Annotated in this window: 16 protein-coding genes; 6 read left to right on the top strand and 10 right to left on the bottom strand. The window is 73.8% G+C overall.

The genetic code is table 11. The annotated features are described in order from the left end of the window. Window positions 1-16 precede the first annotated feature (16 nt). Genes ACIRRH_RS24560 through ACIRRH_RS24585 form a run of 6 tightly spaced genes read left to right on the top strand, consistent with a single transcriptional unit; the run spans window position 17 to window position 10,620 of the window. Complete coding sequence (locus ACIRRH_RS24560) at window positions 17-994, top strand: ornithine carbamoyltransferase (RefSeq protein ID WP_403071145.1); 978 nt, start codon at window positions 17-19, stop codon at window positions 992-994. Next, the gene (locus ACIRRH_RS24565) at window positions 991-2,358 is read left to right on the top strand and encodes an MFS transporter (protein WP_403071147.1); all 1,368 of its coding nucleotides are present in this window, start codon (window positions 991-993) and stop codon (window positions 2,356-2,358) included. The genes ACIRRH_RS24560 and ACIRRH_RS24565 overlap by 4 nt, the downstream gene beginning before the upstream one ends. Continuing rightward, window positions 2,355-3,344 (top strand): TauD/TfdA family dioxygenase, encoded by a 990-nt coding sequence (locus ACIRRH_RS24570; protein ID WP_403071149.1) that lies wholly within the window; start codon window positions 2,355-2,357, stop codon window positions 3,342-3,344. The genes ACIRRH_RS24565 and ACIRRH_RS24570 overlap by 4 nt, the downstream gene beginning before the upstream one ends. A gap of 4 nt (window positions 3,345-3,348) precedes the next feature. Then, window positions 3,349-4,137 carry a thioesterase II family protein gene (locus ACIRRH_RS24575; RefSeq protein WP_403071152.1) on the top strand — a complete coding sequence of 263 codons (789 nt, stop codon included), beginning with the start codon at window positions 3,349-3,351 and terminating at the stop codon, window positions 4,135-4,137. Beyond that, entirely contained in the window at window positions 4,121-10,213 is a 6,093-nt protein-coding gene (locus ACIRRH_RS24580) for an amino acid adenylation domain-containing protein (RefSeq protein ID WP_403071154.1), read from the top strand. Before ACIRRH_RS24575 ends, ACIRRH_RS24580 begins: the two co-directional genes overlap by 17 nt. Continuing rightward, window positions 10,213-10,620, top strand: a complete 408-nt coding sequence (locus tag ACIRRH_RS24585) for a hypothetical protein (RefSeq protein ID WP_403071157.1) — start codon at window positions 10,213-10,215, stop codon at window positions 10,618-10,620. The genes ACIRRH_RS24580 and ACIRRH_RS24585 overlap by 1 nt, the downstream gene beginning before the upstream one ends. Window positions 10,621-10,732: 112 nt before the next feature. On the opposite strand, the gene ACIRRH_RS24590 is transcribed toward ACIRRH_RS24585, so the two are convergent. From ACIRRH_RS24590 to mppP, 10 genes are all read right to left on the bottom strand, one after another. Further along, window positions 10,733-12,646: an FtsX-like permease family protein gene (locus ACIRRH_RS24590; RefSeq protein ID WP_403071160.1), complete on the bottom strand. Its 1,914-nt coding sequence runs from the start codon at window positions 12,644-12,646 to the stop codon at window positions 10,733-10,735. Further along, window positions 12,640-13,377 carry an ABC transporter ATP-binding protein gene (locus tag ACIRRH_RS24595; RefSeq protein ID WP_403071163.1) on the bottom strand — a complete coding sequence of 246 codons (738 nt, stop codon included), beginning with the start codon at window positions 13,375-13,377 and terminating at the stop codon, window positions 12,640-12,642. Before ACIRRH_RS24595 ends, ACIRRH_RS24590 begins: the two co-directional genes overlap by 7 nt. Window positions 13,378-13,445: 68 nt before the next feature. Next, window positions 13,446-15,323, bottom strand: a complete 1,878-nt coding sequence (locus ACIRRH_RS24600; protein WP_403071166.1) for a BTAD domain-containing putative transcriptional regulator — start codon at window positions 15,321-15,323, stop codon at window positions 13,446-13,448. Window positions 15,324-15,523: 200 nt separating this feature from the next. Then, window positions 15,524-15,709, bottom strand: a complete 186-nt coding sequence (locus ACIRRH_RS24605) for a hypothetical protein (protein WP_403071169.1) — start codon at window positions 15,707-15,709, stop codon at window positions 15,524-15,526. Window positions 15,710-15,937: 228 nt separating this feature from the next. Further along, complete coding sequence (locus ACIRRH_RS24610) at window positions 15,938-16,675, bottom strand: polyprenol monophosphomannose synthase (RefSeq protein WP_403071172.1); 738 nt, start codon at window positions 16,673-16,675, stop codon at window positions 15,938-15,940. A gap of 26 nt (window positions 16,676-16,701) precedes the next feature. Further along, window positions 16,702-17,583 (bottom strand): alpha/beta fold hydrolase, encoded by an 882-nt coding sequence (locus ACIRRH_RS24615; protein ID WP_403071175.1) that lies wholly within the window; start codon window positions 17,581-17,583, stop codon window positions 16,702-16,704. Beyond that, complete coding sequence (locus ACIRRH_RS24620) at window positions 17,583-17,795, bottom strand: MbtH family protein (protein WP_403071177.1); 213 nt, start codon at window positions 17,793-17,795, stop codon at window positions 17,583-17,585. Before ACIRRH_RS24620 ends, ACIRRH_RS24615 begins: the two co-directional genes overlap by 1 nt. A 26-nt stretch (window positions 17,796-17,821) precedes the next feature. Beyond that, entirely contained in the window at window positions 17,822-18,619 is a 798-nt protein-coding gene (mppR, locus tag ACIRRH_RS24625) for an enduracididine biosynthesis enzyme MppR (protein WP_403071180.1), read from the bottom strand. Continuing rightward, the gene (locus tag ACIRRH_RS24630; RefSeq protein ID WP_403071183.1) at window positions 18,616-19,794 is read right to left on the bottom strand and encodes an aminotransferase class I/II-fold pyridoxal phosphate-dependent enzyme; all 1,179 of its coding nucleotides are present in this window, start codon (window positions 19,792-19,794) and stop codon (window positions 18,616-18,618) included. Before ACIRRH_RS24630 ends, mppR begins: the two co-directional genes overlap by 4 nt. After that, window positions 19,794-20,945, bottom strand: a complete 1,152-nt coding sequence (mppP, locus tag ACIRRH_RS24635) for an enduracididine biosynthesis enzyme MppP (protein WP_224273763.1) — start codon at window positions 20,943-20,945, stop codon at window positions 19,794-19,796. The genes ACIRRH_RS24630 and mppP overlap by 1 nt, the downstream gene beginning before the upstream one ends. Window positions 20,946-20,953: the final 8 nt, after the last annotated feature.

Raw genomic sequence — 20,953 nt, forward strand, 5'->3', positions numbered from 1 at the left:
TTGACGGAGGAACTCCGTGTCAGCACGACACCTCATCTCCCTCGACGACCTCACCGACGCCGAGCTGTACACCCTGGTGGAGCGCGGCGCCGCGTTCGCCGCCGGCCGGACCGGAGCCGGCGGACCGCAGGCCCGGCCGCTGGACGGGCGGATCACCGGCGTCTACTTCCGCGCGACGTCCACGCGTACCCGCACCGCGTTCTCCGTCGGGGCCCTGCGCCTCGGCGGGCAGATCGTCAGCTACGGCGCGGGCGATCTCCAGCTGAACACCGGCGAGACCAGCGAGGACACCGGACGGGTGTTCTCCCGGATGCTCGACGTCCTGGTCGCGCGGACGGCGGGCGAGACCGCCGAGCTGCGCGGCTGGGCGGCCCAGCACCGGATGTCGGTGGTCAACGCGATGAGCGCGCACGAGCACCCCACCCAGGGGCTCACCGACCTCACCACGCTCCTCGGCCGGTTCGGCCGGATCGAGGGCCTGCGCGTCCTGTACGTGGGCGAGGGCAACAACACGGCGGCGGCGCTCGCACTCGGCCTGACCCGCTACCGGGGGACCACCCTGGAGCTGCGCACCCCGCCCGGCTACGGGCTCGACCCGGACGTCCGCCGCCGGGCCCTGGCCCACGCCCGGGCCGCCGGGTCGGTCCTGACCGAGCACCACCACATGGCGGACCTGCCCGGCGACTTCGACGCCGTGTACACCACCCGCTGGCAGACCACCGGGACCAGCAAGCCGGACGCCGACTGGCGGGAGCGCTTCGTCCCGTTCCAGGTGACGGACGCGCTGTGGAAGACCAGCCCGCGGGCGGTCTTCCTGCACGACCTGCCCGCCCACCGCGGCGAGGAGGTCACCGCCGAGGTCCTCGACGGGCCGCACAGCATCGCCTTCCAGCAGGCGGAGAACAAGGCGCACAGCGCGATGGCCGTCCTCGAATGGTGTGCCGCCTCGCTGCCCGTCTCCGCACACGGCGACCGGGAGTTCAGGGCAGCATGACACTCCTCGACGAGCGGCCCGTCCCCGACGGCCCGAAGACCCCCGAGACCCCTGAGACCCCCGCGAAGCCGCTGCGCCGCAACCGCGACTTCCTCCTGCTGTGGACCGGCGCCGGTTTCTCCCTCCTCGGCGTGCAGGCGGCCCAGGCGGCGTACCCGCTGCTGATGATCTGGCAGGGTTCGGTGACCGGCGCCGGCCTGGTCGGCTTCGCCGCGCTGCTGCCGCACCTGCTGGTGCAGTTGCCCGCCGGGGCACTGGTCGACCGCTGGGACCGGCGCAAGCTGATGATCGTCTGCGACCTCGTCGGCATCCTGGCCATGGGCAGTGTCGCCCTGGCGCTGGTCGCCGGCCGGCCGTGGCTGCCGCACGTGATGGCGGCGGCCTTCCTGGAGGGCACGGCGTTCGTGTTCTACCGGCTGGCCGAACGGGCCGCCGTGCGCAACGTCGTGGACGCCGAGCACCTGGCGGGCGCCGTCGCCCAGAACGAGGCCCGCGGCCAGGTCGCCTCCCTGCTCGGGCAGCCCGCGGGAACCGCCCTGTTCGCCCTCACCCGCTGGCTTCCGTTCGGCGTCACCGCGGTGGCGCACCTGCTGGCCCTGGTCAGCCTGCTGCTGATCCGCCGCGACCTCCAGGAGGAGCGCACCGGGCCGCCGCGCCGCCTCGCGACCGAGGTCGCCGAGGGCGTCTCCTGGGTGTGGCGGCAGAAGTTCATGCGCGCCGCCGTCGGGCTCGTGGCCGGCAGCAACATGCTCTTCCAGGTCCTCAACCTCTCCCTGGTCCTGATCTTCAAGGAGGCCGGGCACTCCCCGGCGATGCTCGGGGTGCTCGGGGTGATGGAGGGCGTGGGCGGCGCGCTGGGCGCGCTCAGCGCCTCCTGGTGGCTGAAGCGGCTGGCCCCGTCGACCGTGGTGATCAGCGCGTTCGCCCTGTGGGCGCTCCTGCTGGCGCCGGTCGCGCTGCTCACCGACCCGGTGGGCCTCGGCGCGCTGTGCGGCGGGATGGCCTTCGCGGGGTCGCTGATGAACGTCGGAGCCGGGGTGCACCAGATGCGGATCACCCCGGACGAGATGCAGGGCCGGGTGAGCAGCGTGTTCATGCTCATGGCCTCCGGGATGAACTCGGCGGGCGCCCTGGTCGGCGGCCTGCTCCTCGCGGCCTTCTCCACCTCCGGCACGGTCCTCGGCCTCGCCGTCGCGATGGCCCTGATGGCGCTGCTCGCCGCCCTGAGCCCGGCGATCCGCTCGGCCGGCCGCGAGCCCGACAGCCCCGCCGCGGGGCCCGACGCCGACCGGCAGCACGACGACGCACACGACGACGACGCACACGACGACGCACACGACGGCGAAGGGGTACCCACGTCATGACGACTTCCCAGTCCGAGCAGACCCGGCTGCTGCCCGTCCTCCTCGAGTACGACGGCACCCACCCCGGCATCACCGAGTACGTCGACGCCGAGCGCCCCGCCCTGCGCGCGGCCCTGCGCGAGCACGGCGCGGTCCTGCTGCGCGGCTTCCCGCTGGACGGCGTGGACGGGTTCGACGCGACCGTACGGGCTCTGTCGACCGCCCCCCTCACGTACTCGGAACGCTCCTCCCCCCGCTCCACCATCAAGGGCAACGTCTACACCTCGACGGACTACCCGCCGGACGAGGAGATCTTCCTGCACAACGAGAACTCCTACCAGTCGGTCTGGCCGCGGCTGCTGTACTTCTTCTGCATCACCGAGCCGGACACCCTGGGCGCGACCCCGCTCGCCGACACCCGCCGGATCCTCTCCCTCGTCCACCCGGACGTGCGCGAGGAGTTCACCCGCCGCCGCTGGATGGCCACCCGCACCTTCCACCCGCGCTTCGGCCTCCCCTGGGAGACGGTCTTCAACACGGACGACCGGGCCGAGGTGGAGCGCCTGGCACGGAGCAAGGACCTGCGCCTGGAGTGGCTCCCGGGCGGCGGGATGCGGACACGGGCGGTCCGCGACGCGGTGCACCGCCACCCGGAGACGGGCGAGGAGGTGTGGTTCAACCACATCACCTTCTTCCACCACACGACCCTGCCCGCCGAGGTGCGCTCGGGGCTGCTCGAACTCTTCGGCGAGGAGGACCTGCCCAGCAACACGTACTACGGCGACGGCGGCCGGATCCCGGACGACGTACTGGACCACCTGCGGTCCTGCTACCGGCAGGCGAGCGTCCGGTTCGACTGGCGCAAGGACGACGTCCTGGTCGTGGACAACATGCTGGCGTCCCACGGCCGGGAGCCCTTCACCGGGCCTCGCAAGATCGCGGTCGCGATGGCCGAACCGTACGACCCCGCAGCCGGCACCGGCCCCGCCGCCCCGACGGAGGGATGAGGCCGTGCGTACTCTCCCGACCCCGACCGCCTCCGACTGGCTGCGCGTCTTCGCCCCCCGCCCCGCCGCGCGGGTCCGGCTCTTCTGCTTCCCCCACGCGGGCGGCGGTGCCTCCGCCTTCCGGGAACTGGCCGAGGCCGCGCCCCCGGAGGTCGAGGTCATCGCGGTGCAGTACCCCGGCCGCCAGGACCGGTTCGACGAGCCCGTGATCACCGACCTGTCCGTCATGGTCGGCGAACTCGCCCGCGCCGTGACGCCCTGGCTCGACCGCCCGGCCGCCTTCTTCGGGCACAGCATGGGAGCCACCCTCGCCTTCGAGACCGCCCGGGTGCTCCGCCCGCGACGCCCGAACGCCGTGGTCCACCTCTTCGCCTCCGCGCGCAAGGCCCCCCACATCGACCAGCGCGACCGGCTGCGGTTGCCGGACGCCGACGCCGTCAAGGCGTACGTCCGGCGCCTCGGCGGCAGCGGGGCCGAACTCCTGGAGATCCCGGAGCTCTTCGAGCTCGCCCTGCCCACCCTGCACGGCGACTTCCAGCTGGTCGCCGGCCACCGTTTCGCCCCCGGCGCCCCGCTGACCTGCCCGCTCACCGTCATCACCGGGTCCGACGACGCCTCCTGCACCCCCGAGGACGCCGCCGAGTGGGCCCGCCACACCGTCGCCGGACACCGGGTCCACACCTTCCCCGGCGGCCACTTCTACCTCGAAGGGCGGGCCGCCCCCCTCATGGAGTACCTCATCGGCCGGCTCGGCCCCGACCTCGCTGGAGACCGCCATGACCGCCACGCATGAGACGTTCCCGTCCCGCCGGTTCCCGCCCCAGCGGCTGCCGCTGACGGCGGCGCAGCGAGGGCTCTACTTCGCGCACCAGCTCGACACCACGGGCCGCAGTTACAACGTCGCCGAGTACTTCGCCATCGACGGCCACGTCGACCGCGCCCTGTTCGAACAGGCCTGGCACATGCTGCTCCTGGAGGCGGACACGCTGCGGGTGCGCACCATCTCCGAGGACGACGGCGGCCTGTGGCAGTACCTGGACGACAGCCTGCCCGACCTGCTGTTCGTCGACCTGAGCGACCGGCCCGACCCGACGGCTGCCGCCGAGGCGTGGATGCGGGCCGACCTCAACCGCCCGGTCGACCTCGCCGCCGGGGGCCTGGCCACGTACGCCCTGATCAGGACGGCCGAGGAGCGGTTCCTCTACTTCCACCGCTACCACCACCTGGTGATCGACGGCGTCGCCGCCGGCATGGTGAGCCGCCGGCTCGCCGAGCTCTACAGCGGCCTGGTCGAGGGCCGGCCGGCCGAGCCGTGCACGTTCCTGCCCCTCGCCGACCTCCTGGACGAGGACGCCGTCGACCGCGCCGGCGAGGAGGCGGCGGCCGACCGCGCCCACTGGGCCGCGCTGCTGGAGTCGATCCCCGCCCCCGCGTCGCTGCCCGGCACCGGGCAGGGCGCCCCCACCGCGGCCGAACTCGCCGCCGGCGAGCCCGCGTTCATCCGCCGTACCCGTACGGTCGGCCCCGGCCGGGCCGAGCGGATCGCGGCGACCGCCCGCGAGGGCCGCACCCGCGGACCCGTCCTGCTGATCGCGGTGATCGCCGCCTTCCTGTCCCGGATGACCGGCCGCAGCGACATCGTCCTCGGCCTGCCCGTCACCGGCCGCACCGGGAAGGCCGCCCGCGTCACCCCGTGCTTCGCCTCGACCGTGCTGCCGCTCCACCTGACCGTCGAGCCCGGTCAGAGCCTGTGCGACCTGCTGCCGGAGGTCTCGCGGCGGGTGCGCACCCTGGTCCGGCACCAGCGCTGCCGGTACGAGGACCTGCGCCGCGAACTCGGCCTGACCGGAACCGACATGGGCCTGATCGGCCCGGTCGTCAACATCATGGCCTTCGACTACCAGCTGGAGTTCGGCGGCCACCGGGCCACCGCCCACAACCTCTCCCTGGGCCCCGTCGACGGACTGTCGCTCGCCGTGTACGACCGGTCGGACGGCACCGGCCTGCGCTTCGACCTCGACGCCGACCCGACCCGGTACTCGGCCTCCGAAGCAGCCTCCTACCTGGGCCGCTTCATGGACTTCCTCGACGCGGCGGTCGCCGAACCGGAGCGCGCCCTCGACACCCTCCCGCTGCTCGGCGCCGGGGAGCGGCACACGATCCTGGAGGACTGGAACGAGACCCCCGGCGACAGCGTCGAACCGGCCACCCTGACGCAGCTGTTCGAGGCGCAGGCGGCCCGGACCCCCGACCGGATCGCGGTCGCCGACGACGAGGGCGAGCTGACCTACGCCGAGCTGAACGTCCGGGCCAACCGGCTCGCCCACCAGCTCGTCACCGCGGGTGCCGGCCCGGAGACCACCGTCGCGCTCGTCCTGCCGCGCTCGGCGCTCTGGCTGACCGGACTCCTCGCCGCCGGCAAGGCGGGCGCCGCCTACCTCTCCGTCGACGCCGGCTACCCGGCCGACCGCATCCGGTACATGGTCGAGGACGCGCGTCCGGTATGTGCTGTGACCACCGCCGCGCTGGCGTCCGTCGTCCCCGACGGCTGCCCCCGGCTGGTCGCCGACGAACCGGCCACCGCGGCCGCCGTGGCCGCCCGCCGTGCCGACAACCCCACCGACGCCGACCGGACCGCCCCGCTGACCCCGGCCAACCCGGCCTACCTCATCTACACCTCGGGCTCCACCGGCCGCCCCAAGGGCGTCGCCGTCACCCACGCCGGTATCGCCTCCCTGGCCGCGGCGCAGCGCGAGCACCTCGCCGTCGACGAGGACAGCAGGGTCCTGCAGTTCGCCTCGCCCAGCTTCGACGCCGCCACCTTCGAGGTCATCCTCGGGCTGCTCTCCGGCGGCCGTCTCGTCCTCGCCCCCTCCGAGCAGCTCCTGCCCGGTGAAGGCCTGGTCGAGCTCGTCGCCCGGCAGGGCGTGACCCACATCGTGCTGCCGCCCGCCGCCCTGTCCGTCATCCCCGAGGGCGCCCTGCCCGGCGTGCGCGCCCTGGTCGTCGCCGGGGAGGCCTGCCCGCCCGCGCTGGTCACCCGTTGGTCCGGCCGCGTCCGGATGGTCAACGGGTACGGGCCGACGGAGACCACCGTCTGCACCACCCTGAGCGCTCCGCTGCGCGCCGCCGCACCCGGTGACGGGGGCCCCGGCGTCGTCCCCGGCGCGCCGCCCATCGGCCGCCCCGTCCACAACACCCGCGTCTACGTCCTCGACGAGCGGCTGCGCCCGGTGCCGCCCGGCGTCGCCGGCGAACTGTACGCCGCCGGGCCCAGCCTGGCGCGCGGCTACGCCGGCCGCCCGGGCCTGACCGCCGACCGGTTCGTCCCCTGCCCGTTCGGCCCCGACGGCGACCGCATGTACCGCACCGGGGACCTGGTGCGCTGGCACCCCGACGGCTACCTCGACTACGTCGGCCGCGCCGACCACCAGGTCAAGATCCGCGGCTACCGCATCGAACCCGGCGAGATCGAGACCGTCCTGGCCGGCCAGGAAGGCGTCGCCCAGGCCGTGGTCGTCGTCCGCGAGGACCGGCCCGGCAACCGCCGCCTCGTCGCCTACACCGCCGCCGCGCCCGGCGCCGCCCCCCTCGACCCCGCCGGACTGCGCGCCCGGCTCGCCGCCGTCCTGCCGCCGTTCATGGTGCCCTCGGCCGTCGTCGTCCTCGACGCGCTGCCGCTCACCCCCAACGGCAAGATCGACCGGGCCGCCCTGCCCGCACCGGACACCACCGAGCAGGAGGCCGCCGGACGCGCCCCCGTCACCGAACGGGAGGAGATCCTCACCCGGCTCTTCCAGGAGGTCCTCGGGACCGGCCGGGCAGGCACCGACGCCTCCTTCTTCGACCTCGGCGGCGACAGCATCATGGCCATCCAACTGGTGGCGAAGGCCCGGGAACGCGGACTGCGGTTCACCCCCACCGAGGTCTTCAAGCTCCGTACGGTCGAGGCGCTCGCCATCGCCGCCCGCGGCGAGGACGCGCCCGGCGGGATCGCCGAACCCGCCCTGGCGGCCCTCGGCCCCGTACCGCTGCCGCCCGTCGCCCGCTCCGTCCTCGCCCGCGGCGGCAGCAGCGACACCTTCCACCAGGCGATGCTGATCGCCCTGCCGCCGGACACCGACCACGAACTCCTCGGCGAGGCCCTGCACGTCCTGCTCGACCGTCACGACGCCCTGCGCGCCCGCCTGGAACGCGCCCACGACCAGTTGCTCGTCCTGCGCAAGGGGGTCCGCTATCCCGCACTGCTGACCGCCGTCGACATCGCCGGCCTGCACGGCCCCGCCCTCGACGCCGCCGTCCGCTCGGCCGCCGAGGCCGCCCGCGACGGCCTCGACCCGGCCGCCGGGCAGATGGTGCGGGCCGTGCGCTTCGACGCCGGACCCGACGCCCCCGACCGGCTCCTCCTGGCCATCCACCACCTGGTCGTCGACGGCGTCTCCTGGCGGATCCTGCTGCCCGACCTGAAGACGGCCTACGAAGCCCTCGCCGAGGGCCGCACCCCCACCCTGCCGCCCGTGCCCACCTCGTACCGCACCTGGGCCACCCAACAGGTCCGCCATGCCGAGGCAGGCGGCCGGCGCGGCGAACTCGCCGCCTGGGAGGCGCTGAGCGACGTCCCGCAGCCCGGGATCGGGGACCGCCCCGTCGACCCGGCCACCGACACCGCGGCCACCGCCCGGCACATCCGCACCACGGTTCCGGCCGGGGTCACCGGCGCGCTCCTCGGCCAGGTCACCGCGGCCTTCCACGGCCGGATCGACGACGTCCTGCTCGCCGCGCTCGGCCTCGCCGTCGCCGAGTGGCGCGGCCGCCGCACCGCCGCGGCCCCCGGCACCGCGCTCCTCCTCGACCGGGAACACCACGGCCGCGGCGAGACGGGCGGGCTCGACCTGTCGCGCACCGTGGGCTGGTTCACCGCCGTCCACCCCGTGCTGATCGACCCCGGCACCGCCGACTGGGACGAGATCGTCCGGGGCGGCCCCGCCGCGGGCCGCGCGGTCAAGGCGGTCAAGGAGCAGCTGCTCGCCGTGCCCGGCGACGGCCTCGGCCACGGACCGCTGCTCCACCTCGACCCCGAGACCCGGGACCGGCTGTCGGCACTGCCCGCACCCCAGGTGCTCTTCAACTACCTGGGCCGGCTGGGCATCTCCGGGGACGCCGGGCCCTGGCAGCCGCTGCCGGGCGACGCGCTGCCCGACGGAGCGGACCCGGGGCTGCCCGCCGCGCACGCCCTGGAGATCAACGTCCTGGCGCGGGAGACCGCCGGGGGGCCCGAGCTGTACGCCGACTGGGCGGCGCCCGCGGGGGTGCTGAGCGAGGAGGCCCTGACCGAGCTGGCACAGCTCTGGTCGCAGGCCCTGCACGGCCTCGCCGCGCACGCGGCCGAGCCGGGCGCGGGCGGCCACACCCCCTCGGACTTCCCGCTGGCCACGCTCACCCAGCAGGACGTGGAGATGCTGGAGGCGGCCGTCCCCGGGCTGGTGGACGTCCTGCCGCTCACCGCGCTCCAGGAGGGCTTCCTGTTCCACGCGGTGGAGACCGGGAACGCCGCCGCGACCACGGAGGCCGGCCCGAGGGCGCCCGGGGCCCTCGAGGCGGTCGCCGACACGTACAACACGCAGGTCGCCGTCGACTTCGAGGGCCCGTTGGACGCCCCGGCCCTGCGCGCCGCGGGCCAGGCCCTCCTGGACCGGCACGCCAACCTGCGGGTCGGCTTCCACCACGAAGGGGTCCGCGAACCCGTCCAGGTCGTGTCCGCCCGGGCGGAACTCCCGTGGTCCGAAGCCGACCTGAGCGCTCTGCCGGCTTCCGCGCGGCAGCCGGAGGCACTACGGCTCGCCGCCGCCGAGCGGGCCCGCCGCTTCGACCTGACCCGAGCGCCACTGCTGCGGTTCCTGCTGGTCAAGCTGGCCCCCGAGCGCCACCGGCTGCTGCTGAGCACCCATCACATCGTCTGGGACGGCTGGTCGCTGCCCGTCGCCGTCCAGGAGCTCTTCGCCCTGTGGGCGGACCGCGGCGCGAGCCTGCCGCCGGTCGCCCCCTACCAGGACTACCTGGGCTGGCTGGCCGCGCAGGACAAGGCCGGGGCCGAGGCCGCCTGGACGGACTACCTCCGCGGCGTCGAGGAGCCCACCCTGGTCGCCCCCGGGGCCGCGGACCTCGCCTCCGTACCGCAGCAGCAGGTCACCCACCTGGTTCCGGACGAGCTGCTCGCGCGGCTCGCCGAGCGCGGACGGGCGTACGGCGTCACCCTCAACACGCAGTACCAGGCGGCGTGGGGGCTGGTCCTCGCCCAGGCCACCGGCAGCCGGGACGTCGTCTTCGGCGCCACCGTCTCCGGCCGCCCGGCCGAGGTGCCCGGGGTCGAGCGCATGATCGGCATGCTCTGCAACACGCTGCCGGTACGGGTCCGCCTCGACGACCGGGAGCCGCTGCACGCACTGCTCTCCCGGCTCCAGGAGGAACAGGTGCGGCTGATCGCCCACCACCACGTGGCCCTCTCCCGCGTCCAGCGCCTGACCGTCGGCCGGGACCTGTTCGACACGACCACCATGCTCGTCAACTACCCCCTGGACACCGAGGCGCTGGCCGCCGCGGTCGTCGGGCCGCGGCTGACCGGACTCGCCGTGGACGACGCGACGCACTACCCGCTGCGGCTGATCGCCGTACCGGTCGAGGGCGGCCTGGAGCTGCGGCTCGGGCACCGCCCGGACGTTTTCGGCGCCGACGAGGCGCGGGTGTTCCTGGAGCGCGCGGTGCGCGCACTGGAGAGCATCGCCCAGACCCCGGAACTCTCCGTGGGCTCCGTCGACCTGCTCTCCCCGGCGGAGCGCGAGCAGGTCCTCATCCAGTGGGGTGGTTACTGATGCGCACAACCCGGCTTCGCGCCCTCACATCGCTCGCCGTCGCCGCGGTCGCGGTCGCCGGACTGGCCGGATGCCAGGACAAGACCGGGTCCGCCGCACCGTACCCGTGCGGACAGAGCATCGCCTCGGCCGACCGGTTCGCCGACTCGTCCGCGGACCTGGAGAAGGACCCCCAGGGGGCCGCCGCGAACGCCGGCGGGCTCGCCCGTGAACTGCGTGCGGCGGGGGAGCGCTCCACCGACCAGAAGGTCAAGAGCGCACTCGGTGAATTCGCCGACGCCTACGACGAGTTCGCCCAACAGGTCCGGAACTCCGACCCCGCCCAGGGCAAGGTCGCCGGCATCGAGAAGACCTTCACCCGGCTGGAGAAGGCGTCCGCCCGGCTCGACGACGCCTGCAAGGGCTGACCGGCCCCGGACCGGCCCCTGCGCTCGCGGGGGCCGGTCCGGGGCGGGCACCGTCGCCGTGCGGTACCCGCCCCGTGCGGAGCGGGCCGTGCGTGGCCGGCCGGACCGTGGGTCAGGCGGCCCCGCCCGGTGCGGGGCGGCCGCGCAGCGCGGCCGCCGCCGCCAGGACCGAGGCGGGGACGGCGACCGCGGCACAGGCCGCCGTCACCGCGGCCATCGCCGCCCACGGCAGTGCCAGCGGGGCCCCGGACCCGACCAGTACGGACAGCGCGGACCAGGTGCCCATCACGTTGAGCGTGGTCACGACCAGGCCCAGGAGCGCGCCCGCCACCACCACGACGGCCGCCTCGACGGCCACCACGTACAGCACCTGGCCGCCGGTGGCCCCGGTCAGCCTCAGCGTCGCCAGATCACGGCGCCGGTCACCGGTGGCCGCGACCGCCGTCCCGGCCAGGGCGATCAGGGAGTAGATCAGGGCCAGCCCCAGCACCACGAAGACGGCCAGCCGGCTCTCCCGCTTGGTCTCCGGCTGCGAGGCCGCGATCCACTCCTCGGCCGTGGCCGACACGGCGCCGTGCGACCGCACGGCCGCGGCCAGGGCGGCTCCGACCTGCGCCCGGTCCGCGCCCTGGTCCACCCGGACCTCGACCCGGTCGGGACGGGCGCCGGGGGCGTTGGCGGCGGTCACGTACACGCCGTTGCTGCCCGTGCCCCTGCGCATCACGGCGGCGACGGTCAGCGTCACCTTGGCGCCGTCCGCCCGCCAGACGTCGACCTGCTTGCCGACCTCGGTGACCGGCCATTCGTCGTTGACGACGATCGACCGGTCGTTCAGGTCCTTCACCGACCCGGCGATCAGCGGGAGGCTCGACAGCTCGGCGAAGACCGCCGGATCGACGACCCGGCCCGGCTCGGGCACCCGCACCAGGCCCTCGTAGAGGTACTCGACCGTGGTGGGCGCCGTGACCGCGGTACGGCTGCCCGGTACCGCGGCCGCCCGGACGGCGGCGTCGTCCAGCGTCCCCCCGGAAGCCGGGGTGACGACGAAGTCCGCGACCGTACGGTTGCGGATCTCGTCCGCCTTGCCCGCGCCGACGGTGTCCGTCGAGCCGAGCAGGGACCCGGCCAGGGCAACGCTGACGAGCACCGGGGCGGCGATCGCGGAGGTCCGCCGGACACCGGCGGTCGCGCTCTCGCGCACCAGGGTGCCGACCGCGCCCCGGGCGGACGCCAGCGGCCGGGTGACGAGCCGTACCAGCGGTCCGGCGGCCAGCGGGGCCAGCAGGGCGAACGCGCCGATGAGCAGCATCGGCTCGGTGGTGTACGTCTTGCGCTTGAGCAGGCTCGACGGGTCGGACACCAACTGCTGGACGAACAGGACCAGCCCGCCGGCCAGCAGCAGTCCGCCGAACACCCACCGTCCGACCGTCATCACCCGCTTGTCGACGGCCGCCTCCCGCAGCACCTCGATGGCGCTGGTGCGGGCCGCCCGGCCCGACGCGGCGAACGCGCCGGCGAGAGCGACCACGAGCCCGATCGTGAAGGCCACGGCGTAGGGCCACACCTGGTCGCCCGCCGTGAGCCACGCGGGCGCGAGCCGCTCCCGGGCCATCCAGTCGACCAGGGCGGGGCCGCCCACGCTGCCGATCAGCGTCCCGGCCAGCGCGGCGGGGACGGCCACCACGGCCGCCTCGACGAGGACGGCGACCCGCAGCTGGCGGGGGGTCGCCCCGGCGATGCGGAGCAGACCGAACTCGCGCTGGCGCTGGGCCACCGCGAAGGCGAACGCCGACGCCACGACGAAGACGGAGGTGAAGGTGGTGACGGCAGAGGCGGTGCCGAGCATGGCGTTGACCGTGAACACGGCGTCCGCGTCACGGTCCTTGAGTTCCTGCGGCGCGTCGAGGGTGGCCGCCAGCGCGAGCCCCATCGAGGCGGTCAGGCCGACGCCGAGTGCGACGGCGAGGAAGACACCCACGAAGTGGGCCCAGCGGGCCCGCACCGTGGCCAGGGCGACACTCAGCACGAGATCTCCTCGAGCTCGGTCATCCGCGCGGCGATCTCGTGGGCGGCGGGCCGCAGCAGCTCACCGCTGACCCGGCCGTCGACGAGGAAGACCACCCGGTCCGCGTTGGAGGCGGCCTGCGGGTCGTGCGTCACCATGACGACGGTCTGGCCGTCGTTGTCGACCAGACCGCGCAGCAGGGCGAGCACCTCGCGGCCGGTGGAGGAGTCCAGGGCGCCGGTCGGCTCGTCGCCGAACAGCACCTCGGGCCGGGTGATCAGGGCACGGGCCAGGGCGACACGCTGCTGCTGGCCGCCGGACAGCTCGGAGGGCCGGTGGCGGGCGCGGTCGGCGAGGCCGACCCGGCCCAGTGCCTCCGCCACCGCGCCGCGCGGGGGCTTGCGGCCGGCCAGCCGCAGCGGAAGCGCCACGTTCTGTTCGGCGGTCAGCATCGACATCAGGTTGAACTGCTGGAAGACGAAGCCGATCCGGTTCCGCCGGAGCAGCGTCAGCTCGCCCTCGGACATGCCGGTCAGCTCGGTGCCGCCGACGGTGACGGAGCCGCCGTCGGGCCGGTCGAGGCCCGCCGCGCACTGCAGGAGGGTCGATTTCCCCGATCCCGAGGGACCCATGATCGCAGTGAAACTCCCGGCCGGCAGGGCGAGCGAGACTCCGTCGAGTGCTCTGACCGTGTGGTCGCCCGTTCGGTAGGTCTTCGTCACCGACGTCAGCACTACTGCGTCGTTGCTCATAATCCTCTTGTCTCTCGTGGTGTGAGGCGGCGATGGGCCGAGAATGGACGGGGGCGGTGGAAAGCTGCTCAACTCGCCACCGGCAGCGCGGTGTCGACGGGAATCCGGACGGGCAGGGAGCGTGCGTAGCAGAGCACGAGCCGGTGCAACCGGTACTGCGGGACCCCGCTCGTCCCTCCGGACGGTTCCGCGGGATCCATGAGCGAGGCGTCGGCCAGTCGCTCCAGCAGGTCCTCGGCCAGGACGACGGGAAGATCCAGTACGGCGGCGGCGGTCGCGGCCGAGAAGGAGCGCTCGCCCAGCGCGGAGCACAGGCGCAGGTCGTCCTCCGCCACGCCGGTCAGCCGCAGCCAGGAGCGCAGGGAGCGGGACATGTCCAGGCCGCCGAAACGCAGTTCGCGCAGCCGGTTCGCCGGGGCGGCGAGCAGGCCGGCCAGCAGTGCCGGCGACCAGTGGGGGCGAGCGGCGAGCCGGGCGCCTGCCGTTCGCAGGGCGAGCGGGACGCCGCCGCAGTACGCGACGATCTGCCGGGCGGCCGCCAGGTCCTCGGCGACCCGCCCGACACCCACGGCGGCGGCCAGCAGGGCCAGGCTGTCGTCGTCGCCGAGCGGTTCGACGACGGTGGTGTGCGGGCCGATGGCGGCGGCGAGGTGCGCGTGACCGATCACGAGGACCGCGGGCTCCTCACCGTCGGGCAGGAGCGCGGCGAGCTGCTCGGTGTCGGACACGTTGTCCAGCACGACCAGCAGTTTCCGTCCGGCGGTACGGGCGCGGTAGCGGCGCACCAGCTCGTCGAGACCGGGGCGGAGCGCCACGGCGGGGGATGTCCCTGCGCCGACCCTGCTGTCGCCGGATGGCCCGTCGCCGGCCGCCGTCTCCTCGCCGAGGGCGCGCAGCAGCCGGACCAGGACCTCGCGCGGATCCCGGGCGGTGCCGTCCGCGTCCGCGAGGTCCACGTACAGCTGCCCGTCGGGGAAGTGATACCTGCTGGTGTGCGCGGCGCGCAGGGCGAGGGCCGTCTTGCCGACCCCGCCCATGCCGGTGATCAGTCCGCGCCGGACCGGGCTGCCGGGGGCCAGCAGCGCCTGCAACGAGGCCAGTTCCCGCCCCCGTCCGACGAACGTGGCGGTGTCCGCGGGCAGTGTCGACGGCGCCACCGGCCCGGTGGGGGCGGGCTCCCGAGGGGCGCGGGTGACCGACTCGCCCGGGACGGTGTCGAGCGAACCGTTGAGCACGGCCTGGTAGGTCCCGGTGAGTTCGGCACCCGGGTCGACTCCGAGCTCGTCGGCCAGTACATGGCGGCCCTCGTGGAAGACGCGCAGGGCGTCCGCCTGACGGCCGGACCTGTAGAGAGCGGTCATCAGCTGCGCGCGCATCCGCTCCCGCAGGGGGAAGTCGCAGACGAGACGGACGAGTTCGGCGGTGAGGTGCTGGTGTTGGCCCAGTGCGAGGCCGGCCTCCGCGCGGTTCTCCAGCGCGGCCGCCCTGACCTCCTCCCAGTGTGACTCCTGCTGCTCGACCAGGAGGTCCGTGGTGTTGGCCAGCGCCGGACCGCGCCACAGGTCGAGCGCCCGGTTCAGCAGGGCCCCCGCCTCCTCGTAGCGGTGCGCCTGGAGCGCGGCGCGGCTCTCACGTTCCAGCCGCTCGAACTCGACGACGTCGATGAGGCTGTCGCCGGTCTCGATGGCGTAGCCGGGCGCCCGCCGGACGATGGCGACCTCGGGTTCGAGGAGTTTGCGCAACCGGGAGACATAGGTGTAGATCTGCGCGTTCATCGTTGTGGGCGGGTAGGCACCCCAGAGCAGCCAACTCAGCCGGGCGTCCGGGACCACCCTTCCGCGAGCGATCAGCAGCGCCGCGAGCAGCGTGCGCATCTTGGTCCCGGACAGCCCGATGGGCTTGCCGTTGCGTCTGGCTTCGACGGGACCGAGCAAGCTGAACTCCATGGTTCCCCCCGTTGGCTGGTGTCCTGTGTACGCCCATCCTGCCGGGGGCGGGTGTCGTCCCGCTTTCGATCCGATTTCGCCGCAGGCAACCGTCGTCGTTCCCGGGTGCGCAGGACGCCGGACGCCTCTGCCGTCGGCCCCGGGAGCCGGATGGCGTCGGGGTTCTCACCACCGTCATACATTGGCGCCGGTAACGGAGTTCAAACGGAATCGTCGGGGCGTCGCGCGGCGGAGGAGAGTGCGGTGCGGCGCACCCGCGGCTCGTGGCGGGCGTGGAGTCGGGCGCCGAACTCCTCATACGGCTCCAACTCGCCGGAGTCGATGCGCTCCTGGAGCTGACGGGCGATCCGGAGGTAGCGCGGAGCAGCGCTGCGATGCGTGGCCACGCCGGGATCCTATGCGCCCCGGGGTCCCGGCTGCTGGCCCCGCCGGCGTCGCCGACGCCGACACCAGTCCCGGACAGTACCGTTCACCACACGTGACGAGGCATCAGCCGAATGGCTGATGCCTCGTCACGATGAACACTGTTGCGGTGTCGGAGAGCCGGACCGGCCGGTCAGCCGGGTGTTCTTCCGTCTCTGCATTCGGCCGGCCGGGAATCCGGCGGCGGGGTTTCAACCGCGCCTGCCCCCGAAGCGCAGCTTCCACGGGGCGAGGGCGGATTCGAGCTGCACTCCCATGCTCATCTTCGACACGCCCTGCTCGCGTTCCTCGAAGCGGATCGGCACTTCGAGGACGGTGAATCCCCGCGTCACCGCGCGGTGGTTCATCTCGACCTGGAAGGAGTACCCGTTGCTGTGCACGGAGTTCAGGTCGATCGCGCGCAGGGTCTCGGCCCGCCACGCCTTGAATCCGGCGGTGGCGTCCTTCAGCCGCAGCCCCAGGATCGCGTTGACGTAGATGTTGGCCCAGGCCGACAGGGCCCTGCGCGACCAGGGCCAGTCGGAGGCGGTCGAGCCACCGGCCACGTAGCGCGAGCCGATCACGGCGGCGGCGTCCTTCGTCAGCAGCGCGTCGACCATGGCCGGGATCGCCGAGACCGGGTGCGAGAGGTCGGCGTCCATCTGGATCACGATGTCGGCGCCCTCGTCCAGCGCACGGGTCATTCCGGCGACGTAGGCGCGGCCGAGTCCGTCCTTGGTGACGCGGTGCAGCACGCCGACGGTGTCCGGCGCGTCGGCGGCGAGTTTGTCGGCGACCTCACCGGTGCCGTCGGGTGAGTTGTCGTCGACCACGAGCAGGTGCAGGTTCGGCACCGGCAGGTCCGCGAGCAGACCGGCCAGTACCGGCAGGTTGTCCCGCTCGTTGTAGGTCGGCACGACGACAACGGTCTTCGGGGATGCGACGGCCATCGGCAGCTCCTCGGTCGGGAAACGGTTCAGGGGCCGGTCACCGGGCGCTCGTGGGCCGCCGCACGGCTCGCTCGCGCGAGAGGGCGGGCCGGAACGCTCCGGAAGAACTCGAGGATCTGCCGGTTCACCTCGTCCGGCTGCTCCAGGTAGCCGTAGTGACCCGCGCGCTGGACCAGCCGGTGGGCGGCGCCGGGGATGGCGCGTGCCACCTCGGCGACCAGGTGCGGGGGCGTGATCAGGTCGTCGGCGAAGCCGATGACCAGACACGGCGTGGTGATCGCGGCGTAGGCCGCGAGACGACCGGGGTCCGGCTTGATGGCGAGCTGGTGCCGCAGTCCGGGGCCGGCGGACAGCGACTGCTCGAACACCGGCAGCCAGTTGGACACTTCGAGGTCGTCGTTGAGCGTGTGCGGGGACAGGTTCTGCATCGCCTGCACGACCGCGTGGTACCCGCGCGGCAGCGTGATGCCGGAGTCCAGCAGCTCCAGCTCGGCCCGGTCGGCGGCCGCGCGCAGTTCGTCGTCGCGGCCGCGGGTGGCCATCAGGACGGCGGCGGTGGCCAGGTCGGGCCGGGTCAGCAGCAGCTCCTGCACCACGTGCGCGCCCAGCGAGGTCCCCACCAGGCGGCACGGCCCGGCGTGCAGGTGCTCGATGAGCCCCGCCAGGTCGGCCGCGAGGTCGTCGACCGTGAAACCCGCCTCGCCGGGGTCGCTGGGGGGCACGCCGCGGGAGTCGTACGTGATCACCCGGTAGCCGGCCTCGGTGAGCGCCGGTACCTGGTGCAGGTGCCACGCCCGGCCGCGACCGCCCGCGCCCATGACCAGGACGACCGGCTCCGCGCCTTCCCGGCCGCCGGGTGCGAGGTCGTCGTAGTGCAGCTGTGCCCCGCGGACGGTCGCGACGCCCATCAGCGTGCGGCCATGCGCTCGGCCAGGCTCTTCGGACGCATGTCGGTCCAGTGCTCCTCGACGTACGCGAGGCAGGTGCCGCGGTCCGCGTCGGCCAGCGCGACCGACCACCCCTCGGGAACGGCGGCGAACGCGGGCCAGAGGGAATGCTGACCCTCGTCGTTGACCAGCACCTTGTAGGACGTGTCAGGGTCCTCGAACGGATTTGTCATCGTGTGCTCCTTCGGGGGGACGGGTTTCAGTCGAGCGCCTGGCCGGAGACGAGCGTCTCGGCGTATCCGAAGACGTGGCCGCGCCCGACCTCGACCGGCCGCAGCGAGGCGAAGTCCTCGTCGAGCACGTCGAAGATCTCCAGGGTCGCGTCGCCCGACCACACCTCCGAGAACTCGACCCCCGTGACGGTCGAGGTCACCAGCCCGAGGTCGGGCTTCTCACCGTCGATCCACTGCGGCTGGACCCGGCTGTGCACCAGCGGCACGTTGTGCAGCGCCGGCGGCTCGGCGGCCTGGGCGGTCACGTTCACCGAGGCGCGGGCGATCCGGCGGCCGCCGGTCGAGGCGGTGCCGTGGTACGCGCCCGCGGCGGAGCCCAGGGGCCCCGCCTTGCCGACGCGCATCGGCCGGGTCTGGTGCACCTCGCCGAACTGCTTCGGCATTCCCTGCACCCAGCCGCGCAGCAGCGGCACGGGCTGGTCGACCCAGGCGTACGGGCACCGGGCCAGGGAGCGGCCGCGGTACTCGCAGCCGAGCAGGATCAGGAACTCGCTGAACTGGCTGGCACCCGGATCGGCCAGTTCGGCGCCGTCCTCCGAGCACCACTGCCAGTGCGCCCAGACCGCGGCGGCCCGCCCCGGATCGGCGCCGAGGTCGAGCTCGGGCGGGAGGAACCGCGCCGCCGCCTCCGGATCCACGCGGTAGTCGACCATGACGACCTCGCCGGAGAAGTGCCACGGCGGAGGAGTCAGCGTGGCCGAGGTGCCGGACGGGGACAGCGGAAGGCTGTAGCCGCGCAGGCTGCTGACGACGGAACTGGTCATCGAAGGGTTTCCTCGTTTCTCCAGGCGGCGGCGAGCCGCGCGGCCGCCTCCGCCAGACGGTCGGGCGGGTTGAAGCTGTACGCGAGCCGCACGTGGGTGCCGGGCGTGCTGCCGTAGCGGGAGCCCGGTGCCACCGCGACGCCTGCCCGCTCGGCAGCGGCGAGCAGCGATGCTTCGCTGCGCCGCGGGTCGAAGGTCAGCCAGACGAAGAAGCCGCCGGCCGGACGGTCGATGGTCACCGACTCGCCCAGGCCGGCCCGCAGGGCGGCCACCAGCGTCTCGCGCCGCAGCCGGAGCTGGTCCCGCAGCCACGACAGGCGATGGTCGTAGCGGCCGTCCCCCATCAGCATGGCCACGGCCAGCGAGGTCAGGTGGTTGAGCGATCCGCCGCTGACCAGCTGTCCGCGGTTGGTCAGCGTCTCGACCAGGTCCGGTTCGGCCTCCAGCCAGCCCAGTCGAAGGCCCGGCCCGAGTGTCTTGGCGAACGACCCGAGCCGGATCACGCCCCGCCGGCCGGCCAGTGCGGCGAGCGACGGCGGCGGGGTGGTGCGGTCCAGGGCCAGTTCCGTGTACGCGTCGTCCTCGACGATCGGCACGCCGTGCCGGGCGGCGACCGCGAGCAGCTGCCGGCGCCGCGATGTGCCCGCGACCGTGCCGGTCGGGTTGTGGAAGGTCGGCGTCAGGTAGACGAACGCCACGTCGTCGCCCTGGGACAGGGCCTGGTCCAGCGCCTGTGGCCGCACGCCCTCACCGTCGGCGTCCACCTCACGCAGGCGCAGACCGTGGTCGGTCATGATGCTCCGGCCCAGGTCGTAGCACGTACGCTCGACCACGACGGACCGGCCGGGCCGGCCCAGGACGGTGCACAGCAGGGTCAGTGCCTGCGAGGTGCCGGCGGTGACCATGACCTCGTCGGCCGTGCAGCCGTGCCGGGCGGCCAGCAGGGCGCGCAGCGGCTCGGCCCCGGCGTTGGCGCCGTAACTGAGCGCCGCGGGGCCGAACTCGGTGAGGGCCTCCGCGTAGAGCGGAAGCACCTCGTCGACCGGCAGCAGGCTCGGTTCGAGGTAGCCGGGCCCCAGGTCGATGACGCCGGGCGGGGAGACGGCCTGCACCACCCCCGCACGCCACCAACGGGCGTGCGGGAGCGGCGAGACCGTCGTGTTCGGTGGAACCATCAGCCCTGCTGCCCCGGGGTGTCCAGCAGAGCCGCGCGCAGCACCCGGGCGCCCGCGAGCAGGGTGGAGGGGTTCCGGGACAGCGCGATGCGCAGCATCCGGTCGCCCTCCTCCGGCCGCGCCCAGTGGAACTTCTGGCAGGGCAGCACGTAGAGGTTCTGCGAGCTGACCGCCGACCAGACGTCCAGTGCCAGCCGCGAGCCGACGTGCACGCGCTCCACGCTGGTGCGGGCGTCCTCGTCGATGAAGCTGATGTCGGGCACGCCCGCGAGCTCGGCGCGCACCAGGGCCCGGTTCTCGGCGATCGTGCGCTGCAGGTCGGCGAGGCCGCCGTCCGCCCCGTCGTCGGCGAACCGCTTCACCATGAGCATGATCAGCGGCGAGGTGCCGAGCAGGATGTCCGAGTGGATCTTCTCGATCGGCAGGTCCACGTTCTCCGAGCGGACCAGCCAGCCGATCTTGAGTTCGAGGGTGGGCCAGAGCTTGCCGGTGTCCTCGATGACCACCCAGCGGCAGCCGCTCGCGTCGAGGATGGCGTAGTGGTCGAACTGCGCGGCGGGGTCGAAGCCGCGGAACGAGGTGTCCAGGGCCAGCACCACGTTGTGCTCGGCGCACTGCTCGGCGAGCCTGGTCAGGCGCTCCGCGGTCATCACCCGGCCGGTGGGGTTGTTCGGCGTGGTGATGAAGACGCAGCCGACCTGCTCCAGCAGCTCCGTCGGCAGGTCGTCGTCGTGGGCCTGCTCCTCCTCGACCGGGATCAGCCGCAGGCCGACCCCGCGCAGGATGTCGGGGATGTTGTCGAACGTGGGGTGGAGCAGCGCCACCGCGTCGGACGTGGTGACCAGCGAGCGGGCCAGGATCTCCATCGCCAGCGAGGAGGAGTAGCACGGCAACGTCCGCCCGGCGGCGAACGGGTGGCTGTGCTGGCCGAGCATGCCGAAGAACGAGTCGGCGGCCTCCTGCTCGATCTCGGCGACCGGGCGCATGACGGCCTCGGCCCACAGGTCCGGCAGCTCGGCGATGACCTTGGCCTGCGCGGGCGTGAGCTGCTGGCGGGCGTGCCCGTCGGCGAGGTTCATCGAACTGTTCAGGGCGAGCGTCTCGAATTGGGTCAGGTTCTCCGCGGAGACCTTCGACGGAATTCTGTTCACAAGCACCT

It is taken from the genome of Kitasatospora sp. NPDC101235 (assembly GCF_044767505.1).
Classification (GTDB): Bacteria; Actinomycetota; Actinomycetes; order Streptomycetales; family Streptomycetaceae; genus Kitasatospora.

What these genes read in the sequence shown, in the direction of transcription:
- ACIRRH_RS24565 (WP_403071147.1), top strand. Translation starts at nt 991, where the DNA reads ATGACACTCCTCGACGAGCGGCCCGTCCCCGACGGCCCGAAGACCCCC.
- ACIRRH_RS24570 (WP_403071149.1), top strand. Translation starts at nt 2,355, where the DNA reads ATGACGACTTCCCAGTCCGAGCAGACCCGGCTGCTGCCCGTCCTCCTC.
- ACIRRH_RS24580 (WP_403071154.1), top strand. Translation starts at nt 4,121, where the DNA reads ATGACCGCCACGCATGAGACGTTCCCGTCCCGCCGGTTCCCGCCCCAG.
- ACIRRH_RS24585 (WP_403071157.1), top strand. Translation starts at nt 10,213, where the DNA reads ATGCGCACAACCCGGCTTCGCGCCCTCACATCGCTCGCCGTCGCCGCG.
- ACIRRH_RS24595 (WP_403071163.1), bottom strand. Translation starts at nt 13,377, where the DNA reads ATGAGCAACGACGCAGTAGTGCTGACGTCGGTGACGAAGACCTACCGA.
- ACIRRH_RS24600 (WP_403071166.1), bottom strand. Translation starts at nt 15,323, where the DNA reads ATGGAGTTCAGCTTGCTCGGTCCCGTCGAAGCCAGACGCAACGGCAAG.
- ACIRRH_RS24610 (WP_403071172.1), bottom strand. Translation starts at nt 16,675, where the DNA reads ATGGCCGTCGCATCCCCGAAGACCGTTGTCGTCGTGCCGACCTACAAC.
- ACIRRH_RS24615 (WP_403071175.1), bottom strand. Translation starts at nt 17,583, where the DNA reads ATGGGCGTCGCGACCGTCCGCGGGGCACAGCTGCACTACGACGACCTC.
- ACIRRH_RS24620 (WP_403071177.1), bottom strand. Translation starts at nt 17,795, where the DNA reads ATGACAAATCCGTTCGAGGACCCTGACACGTCCTACAAGGTGCTGGTC.
- mppR (WP_403071180.1), bottom strand. Translation starts at nt 18,619, where the DNA reads ATGACCAGTTCCGTCGTCAGCAGCCTGCGCGGCTACAGCCTTCCGCTG.
- ACIRRH_RS24630 (WP_403071183.1), bottom strand. Translation starts at nt 19,794, where the DNA reads ATGGTTCCACCGAACACGACGGTCTCGCCGCTCCCGCACGCCCGTTGG.